General features: G+C 69.5%; 6 protein-coding genes and 2 pseudogenes. 3 read left to right on the top strand and 5 right to left on the bottom strand.

Annotated elements, in window-relative coordinates:
• Both ACXJKH_RS13220 and ACXJKH_RS13215 read left to right on the top strand, forming a co-directional pair.
• A pseudogene (locus ACXJKH_RS13220) lies at nt 1–181 on the top strand (uroporphyrinogen-III C-methyltransferase); the annotation flags it as partial.
• Nucleotides 178–1,443, top strand: a pseudogene (locus ACXJKH_RS13215) (heme biosynthesis HemY N-terminal domain-containing protein); the annotation flags it as partial. The pseudogenes ACXJKH_RS13220 and ACXJKH_RS13215, both read left to right, overlap by 4 nt.
• 131 nt (nt 1,444–1,574) lie before the next feature.
• On the opposite strand, the gene ACXJKH_RS13210 reads toward ACXJKH_RS13215, so the two are convergent.
• Nucleotides 1,575–2,870 carry an acetyl-CoA C-acetyltransferase gene (locus ACXJKH_RS13210; RefSeq protein ID WP_457319910.1) on the bottom strand — a complete coding sequence of 432 codons (1,296 nt, stop codon included), beginning with the start codon at nt 2,868–2,870 and terminating at the stop codon, nt 1,575–1,577.
• A 92-nt stretch (nt 2,871–2,962) separates the two neighbouring features.
• On the opposite strand from ACXJKH_RS13210, the gene ACXJKH_RS13205 reads away from it, so the two are divergent.
• A complete protein-coding gene (locus ACXJKH_RS13205; protein WP_457319908.1) occupies nt 2,963–3,850 on the top strand; it encodes a hypothetical protein in 888 nt (295 codons plus the stop codon).
• A 133-nt stretch (nt 3,851–3,983) separates the two neighbouring features.
• On the opposite strand, the gene ACXJKH_RS13200 is transcribed toward ACXJKH_RS13205, so the two are convergent.
• The 4 genes from ACXJKH_RS13200 to ACXJKH_RS13185 all read right to left on the bottom strand — a co-directional run.
• Nucleotides 3,984–4,619: a superoxide dismutase family protein gene (locus ACXJKH_RS13200; RefSeq protein WP_457319906.1), complete on the bottom strand. Its 636-nt coding sequence runs from the start codon at nt 4,617–4,619 to the stop codon at nt 3,984–3,986.
• Between the two features lie 53 nt (nt 4,620–4,672).
• Complete coding sequence (locus tag ACXJKH_RS13195; RefSeq protein WP_457319904.1) at nt 4,673–5,239, bottom strand: superoxide dismutase family protein; 567 nt, start codon at nt 5,237–5,239, stop codon at nt 4,673–4,675.
• Between the two features lie 92 nt (nt 5,240–5,331).
• Nucleotides 5,332–6,780, bottom strand: a complete 1,449-nt coding sequence (gene ntrC, locus ACXJKH_RS13190; RefSeq protein ID WP_457319902.1) for a nitrogen regulation protein NR(I) — start codon at nt 6,778–6,780, stop codon at nt 5,332–5,334.
• The coding region (locus ACXJKH_RS13185; RefSeq protein ID WP_457319900.1) for an ATP-binding protein at nt 6,770–7,128 on the bottom strand (359 nt) is incomplete at its 5' end. The genes ntrC and ACXJKH_RS13185, both read right to left, overlap by 11 nt.

Below are 7,128 nucleotides of genomic sequence, written 5' to 3'. Positions count from 1 at the left end.
CACCCAGGCCGTGGACCGCGTGGCGCTGTGGCTACCGCGGCTGTGGCCGGATTCACCCGCCCTGCGCGAGCGTCGTGCTGAACTGCAGCAACTGCGCATGCGCGTGCTGCAGCCCGCGCTGCCCGAACTGGGCAGCACCCTGCAGCAACTGCGCTCGATGCGCGATGGAGATGATCGATGAAACCCTTCCAATCTTTGGTGGTGCTGTTGCTGGCCGTGGCGCTGGGCGTGATCGCCTCGCAGTTCCTCGGCACCGAGCAGCTTCGCCAGTTCGGCGAAGTGATCTACCGCTACGGCGGCAACGACTACCGCTCGACGGTGCCGCAGGTGGCCTTGATGGCGCTGGTCGGGCTGCTGGTGCTGTGGCTGCTGTGGAGCCTGCTGGCCTCGCCGTTCCGCGCCTGGGGCCGCTACCGCCGCAAGCAGGGCCGCGCGCGCCTGATCGACGGCATCCACGCCCACGAACAGGGCCAATGGCAGCGCGCTGAAAAGCTGCTGGAAACCGCCGCCGAAGACAAGGACGTGGCCGCCGTGGCGATGGTCACTGCCGTGCGCAGCGCACAGGCGCGCGATGACCAGGCCGCCGTGAATCAGTACCTGCAGCGGTTGGCCAGCGAGGATGCCACCCTGCACGCCCTGCTGCAGGCCGAACGCCTGCTGGCGCAGGAACGCYCGGTGGATGCGATCAACCTGCTGGACACCGCGACGATCCAGCCGCTGCCGCCGCGCGGCCTGTGGCTGCGCACCGAAGCCCTGGCCCGCGCCGACCGCGCGCACGAGGCTTACGGCCAGCTGGGCGCGCTGCGCAAGCAGAAGGTGCTGCCGGACGAGGCGGTCGCCGAACTGGAAACCCGCCTGGCGGCGCAGTCGCTGCTGGAAGCGGGCGACGTCAATGCCTTGGCCGCGCAGTGGGAAGCCACGCCCAAGGCCCTGCGCAGCGATCCGGACGTGGTCTCGGCCTATGCGCTGCGCGCGGTGGCGCTGGACTGGGACGAGCCGGCGCTGCTGAACCTGGAGCAGGCGCTGGATACGCGCTGGGACGAATCGGTGGTGACCCTGTACGGACAGATGCCGGTGGACAAGCTGGCCACGCGCCAGGCCAACCTGCAGCGCTGGCTGGGCAACCAGCCGGCCAGCCCGGCGCTGCTGCTGGCACTGGGCCGCATCGCTACGCGTCAGCGCCAGCACAGCCTGGCCGAGGATTACCTGCACCGCGCTATCGCCGCTGGCGCCGGTCCGGCCGCGTGGGAAGCGCTGGGCCAGTTGTTCGTCGACCGTGGCGAACCGGCGTTGGCGTCGCAGTGCTTGGCCAACGCGCTGCGCCAGCAGCGTGGTGATGACAGCATCGCGCTGGCCCGCGCCAATGCCGCCGTGGCACCGCTGGAACCGGTGGTGCCCGAGCGCGCGACGGTGGAAGAACAGTCGTCCACACACACCCATCCAACGTCCATGGAGAGCCGGCCAGCGGCCGGCACTAGCGGGCTTCGGATGGTTGTGCAGCCACCCATGGGGTGGCTTTACATACAGAAAGGCCGCCCCTTGGGCGGCCTTTTCGGTTTGCGCATCGGGCCCGATCAGCGTTCGACGATCGCCACCACGCCCATGCCGCCAGCGGTGCAGATCGAGACAAGCGCGCGGCCACCGCCGCGTTCGGCCAGCTGCTTGGCCGCCGTGGCGATCACTCGCGCACCGGTGGCGGCGAACGGGTGGCCGGTGGCCAGCGACGACCCCAGCAGGTTGATCTTGGCCGGGTCGATACGGCCCAGCGGCGCATCCAGGCCGAGGCGGTTGCGGCAGTAATCTTCGCTTTCCCACGCGCGCAGCGTGCACAGCACCTGCGCGGCAAACGCTTCATGGATTTCGTAGATGTCGAAATCCTGCAACGTCAGCCCGTTGCGCTTGAGCATCTCCGGCACCGCAATGGTCGGGGCCATCAGCAGGCCTTCGCCGTGCACGAAATCGACGGCGGCCACCTGCGAATCGCGCAGGTAGGCCAGCGGTTCGTGGCCGTGCGCGCGCGCCCATTCCTCACTGGCCAGCAGCACCGCCGAGGCGCCGTCGGTAAGCGGGGTGGAGTTGGCGGCGGTCAGCGTGCCGCGACCGGACACCTTGTCGAAGGCCGGCTTGAGCGTGGCCAGCTTTTCCAGCGAGGTATCGGCGCGCAGGATGTTGTCGCGCTCGACGCCACGGAACGGGGCGATCAGGTCGGTGAAGAACCCGCGCTCATAGGCGGCGGCCAGCTTCTTGTGCGAGGACACCGCCCATTCGTCCTGCGAATCGCGCGAGATGTTCCATTCCTTGGCCATGTCCTCGCAGTGGTCGCCCATGCTTTTGCCGGTACGCGGCTCGGCCACGCCGGGGAACTCGGGCTTGAGCTCGCTGAGCTTGAAGCCGCGGGTCAGTGCCTTGAATTTGTCGCCGGTGGACTTGGCGCGATTGGCCGCCAGCAGGCGCGCGCGCAGCTTCTTGCCGTACACGATCGGCACGTCGGAGGTGGTGTCCGATCCGCCGCCGATGCCCGATTCGATCTGGCCGAGCGCGATCTTGTTGGCCACCGCGATGATGGTGTCCAGCGAGGTACCGCAGGCGCGCTGCATGGTGATGCCCGGGGTCAGCGGGGACRGGCCCGAGGACAACGTCGCTTCCCGGCCCAAGTTCCAGTCGCTGGAGTGCTTGATCACCGCGCCCATCGCCACTTCGCCGAGCTGCTGCCCGTGCAGACCGAAACGTTCGACCAGCGCGCCGAGCGTGCGTACCGACATGCCGAGGTTGCCGACGTCCGAATAGGCCGTGTTCTGGCGGCAGAACGGGATGCGGACGCCACCGAGGATGGCGACGGGACGGGCGTTGGGCATGGAGATACCTGGCATGGGAGGGGTGTCTGCAACATGGCCTGCACGAAGGAGCAGGCATAATGGGGGCAAGTGTAGCTGCCGCCCTGTGATGGGCCAACCGTGAAACCATGAGCAAACCCGACCCCGGCATGAATGCCCTTGGCGTCCTGGCATTGGAACTGGCTGGCGGCGACGTGCCGCGCCATGCCGCGCTGTCCTCCGAACAGGCTGGCGAACTGGCCGAACGCGTCGGCCGCGACCTGGCCAGACTGGTCCCGGCCGTCAGCGGGCTGGACTTCGTGTTCGCCGGCGCGCATTTCGATCCGGCTGAAGTGCTGCGCCCGGGTTGGCCGGTGCACCGCCGTCTGGAAGAACTGCAGATGCGCGCGCCCGGCCGCAGCCACGGCCCGCGCATGCTGGCCTTCGGCGCCGGTGCCGACGGCGACGTACCACTACCGTTCCAGGCCGATGCCGGGCTGACCGGCGGCGGTCTGCGCGTGGTGCCGTTCCTGCTGACCGGTACCGAGGTGGCGCAGACCCAGGCCGTTGCCGACGCGCTGGAAGAGGTGCTGCTGGCCCAGGGCATGGCCCAGGCCGACACCGCCCTGCAGGCGCAGACCGCCTTCGGCGCGCAGATCGAACACGCGCGCTATTTCACGGTGAATGACCTGGCCGCGATGATGTCGATGCAGTACGACAACCAGGGCCTGGCGGTGCTGTGGCCGCTGATCGAGACCGCACTGATGGCGCCGCATGTCGAGGAATGGCTGGACGCGCCGCCCGAGCCGCTGCTGCGATACGCCGATGGCGAAGTGCGTATGGCGTTGTTCGATCCGGCCGGCTGGTGCGCGTTCTACAACCACGGCACCGGCGACTGCGATCGTCTGCAGGGCATCTACGACCAGTACCTGATCCGCCAGCGGCAGATGGCGGCGGTGCTCGAATCGCACGGCTTGCCGGTGCTGTTCGTGCATTGCGAAGCCGGCCAGGACGCGCGCGAGCTGCTGACCCGCTAACGGTAGGGCCGGCCGCTGGCCGGCTCCCGCGGGCATCGATAGCGATCATGGCAGCCACGCATGGCGTGGCTCTATCCGCGCTCCAAAAAAAACGCCGGCAATCGCCGGCGTTTTTCATTCTGCACCGCCTCGGTTACGGCGCGGCTTTGATCACCGCACAGGCCAGGCGCGCACCCGCGTTGCCGGTCGGCTGGGTCTTGTAGTCGTCCGCGTCGGCGTGGACGATCAGGCCACGGCCGATGATGTCGAAGTCATCGCCCTTGCCCACGTTGACGTTGGTGGACACGTCGGCATCGACCATGGCGTTGCCCTGGGCGTCGGCCTTGATGTTGGGGATGTCACCGCCGTGGTGCGGGGTGGTGGCGACGTTGCCGTGATCTTCCTTGGCCGGGTTGAAGTGGCCGCCGGCGCTGGCGCCGTCCGGCGCGCTGCAATCGCCCTTCTCGTGGATGTGGAAGCCGTGCTCGCTGTTGGGCTTCAGGCCACTGACCTGGCCCTTCACGTGGACCTTGCCGTCGACGACGCTGAAGGTCACGTTGCCCTTGACGTCATTGCCCTTGGTCGGGGCAAGCTCGGCCACGGCGCCCTGGTTGGCGTGGGCTTCGCTGGTCATGGCCGGCGGTGCGTCGGTCGTGGCTTCGGCGGCCGGCTGCGAAGCGGTGGCTTCGGCGGCCGGCGTGGCTTCCGGCGTGGGTTCGGCCGGCTTGTTGCAGGCGCTCAGGCCGAGCGCGGCGATGGCGGCGAACAGGGTGGTATGGATCAAACGCATGTGGAACTCCTTGCGGGTAGCGGTGGAAGAAGCAGCGTCAGCGGGAGGCGCGATCAGCGCACGACCCGGATGAGGCCACAGGCAATTCGGGCGCCGGCATTGCCGGCGGGCTGGCTGCGGTAATCGTCGGCGTTGGCATGCACGACCAGTGCACGCCCGGCGATATCGGTGGCTGCGCCGCCGCCAAGGGTAACCGCTGGCAGGCGAACGTCGACGTTCACACGTCCCTGCGCGTCCGTACGCAGGTTGTCCATGTCACCGGCATGGTGCGGGCCGGCGCTGTTGCGACCGTGCGGCTGCGCGGTCGGGTTGAAATGCGGACCGGCGCTACTCGCGTCCACGGCGCTGCAATCGCCGCGCTCATGCACATGGAACGCCGCCGTCTGCATCGGCTGCAAGCCTCCGATGACACCGGTGATGTGCACCCCGCGCGCATCGGGCACCAGTGCCAGGCGGCCGCTGACCAGGCTGGCCGACGCCGACGACAGGTTGGCTTCGGCCATCTTGGCCGTGCTCACCATCGGTACCGGTGGCGCGGTGGGGCGCGGCGGCGGTGTAGTGCCGCAGGCGGCCAGACCGAACAGGACGGCCGCAGCGAGGATGACAGTGGAACTGCGCATGGAAGACTCCTTGGTTGCAAACTAACGCGGTGCTCGTCCACAGGCCATGAAAGCGGCACGGACGTGGCGCACACGCGGCGTGGACATGCGGTTCATCCGCCGCGACGGCGCCCGGCGCCGAGCTTGCGGGTCAGGGTGTTGCGGCCCATGCCCAGGCGGGCAGCGGCCTCGGCGCGACGGCCGTGGGTGATCTGCAGCGCGGCCTCGAGCAGGGCCTGGTCGACGCGTTCGCGGACCTGCGCGTGCAGGCCTTCCGCGCCTTCCGCCAGTCGCTGCCGGGCCCAGGCCGACAGCAGGGCCTCCCACTGACCCGGATCACCGGCCGCGCGCGTGCGCGGGCCGCCGCCCCGGTGCAGCGCACTGTCCACATCGGCGACGCCGATGGTGTCCGAGGCGGCGAGTGCGGCCATCCGCCAGCACACGTTTTCCAGCTCGCGCACGTTGCCCGGCCAGTCGTGCTCGCGCAGCGCCTGCAGCGCCGATGCGGTGAGGCGCTTGGGCGGCGTATCCAGCTTGCGTGCCGCCGCAGCCAGGAAGGTATCGGCCAGGTGTGCGATGTCGTCGCGACGCTCGCGCAGCGGCGGCAGGCGCAGGCGCACCACGTCCAGCCGATGCAGCAGGTCGGCGCGGAAGCGCCCCTGCGCGACCAGCGATTCCAGGTCCTGGTGGGTGGCGGCGATCACCCGCACGTCCACGCGGATAAGCTCGCGCCCGCCGACGCGGAAGAACTCGCCCTCGGCCAGTACGCGCAGCAGGCGCGTCTGCAATGGCAGCGGCATGTCGCCGATTTCATCGAGGAACAGCGTGCCGCCGTTGGCCTGCTCGAAGCGGCCGACATGGCGCCGCTGCGCGCCGGTGAACGCGCCCGCTTCGTGGCCGAACAGTTCGCTTTCGAGCAGCTCGGCGGGAATCGCAGCGGTGTTGAGTGCGACGAACGGCCCCTGCACGCGCGGGGATTCATGGTGCAGCGCATGCGCGACCAGTTCCTTGCCGGTGCCGGTTTCGCCGTTGATCAGCACCGACAGCGGCGCCTGCGCCAGCCGCCCGATCGCGCGGAACAGCGCGCGCATCGCCGGGGTATCACCGACCAGCTGCGGGCGCTGGTCGGTGCCCGGTTCGGCGGCGGCAGGCACGGGTGCAGCGGCCAGCGCGTCCGGTTCGGGCAGCACGCGCTGGGCCAGCGCTACCGCGTCATCCAGATCGAATGGTTTGGACAGGAATTCCTGCGCACCGCCACGGAACGCGCCGGCGGTGCTGGCCACATCGGTGTAGGCCGACATCACGATCACCGGCAGCTGCGGGTGCGCGGCCTTGAGTTTGTCCAGCAGCACCAAGCCATCGTCACCGGGCATGCGCACGTCGGTGAACAGCAGGTCCGGCGGCGGCTGGCTGGCAAGCATCGCCAGCGCCGCAGCGGCGCCATCGAAGCCTTCCACCCGATAGCCCGCATCGCGCAGCGCCGTACAGAGCACGAAACGCACCGCGCGGTCGTCATCGACCACCCAGACACGCTGGGCGGTGCGATTGGTGTCATCCGCCATGGGCGGCCTCCTCGGCAGGCGTGCCGTGGCCGATCGGCAGCAGCACGGTGAACACGGTATGCCCCGGGCGCGAGCGGTAGGTCAGCGTGCCGCGATGTTCGCGCGCCACCTGCTGGGCCAGCGCCAGGCCCAGCCCGGTGCCTTCGGCGCGGCCGCTGACCAGCGGCAGGAACAGGTGCTCGGCCAGCTGCTCGGGCACGCCGCGGCCGTCGTCGGCGATTTCAAGACGCAACGCAAGCGGATGCAGCCGGTCGCCGATGCGCACGCCATGTTCAACCCGGGTCCGCAGGGTGACGCTGCCGGCGCCGGCCTGGATCGCATTGCGCACCAGGTTCCACACCGCCTGGG

The sequence above is a fragment of the Stenotrophomonas sp. P5_B8 genome (genome assembly GCF_054049855.1).
The sequence above is the reverse complement of the archived record's forward strand: the minus strand, read 5'-3'. Positions and strand labels throughout refer to the sequence as shown.

Bases quoted from the DNA above. Each gene is read 5' to 3' on its own strand.
- ntrC (WP_457319902.1), bottom strand. From the start codon at position 6,780: ATGGCGGATGACACCAATCGCACCGCCCAGCGTGTCTGGGTGGTCGAT.
- ACXJKH_RS13205 (WP_457319908.1), top strand. From the start codon at position 2,963: ATGAGCAAACCCGACCCCGGCATGAATGCCCTTGGCGTCCTGGCATTG.
- ACXJKH_RS13200 (WP_457319906.1), bottom strand. From the start codon at position 4,619: ATGCGTTTGATCCATACCACCCTGTTCGCCGCCATCGCCGCGCTCGGC.
- ACXJKH_RS13195 (WP_457319904.1), bottom strand. From the start codon at position 5,239: ATGCGCAGTTCCACTGTCATCCTCGCTGCGGCCGTCCTGTTCGGTCTG.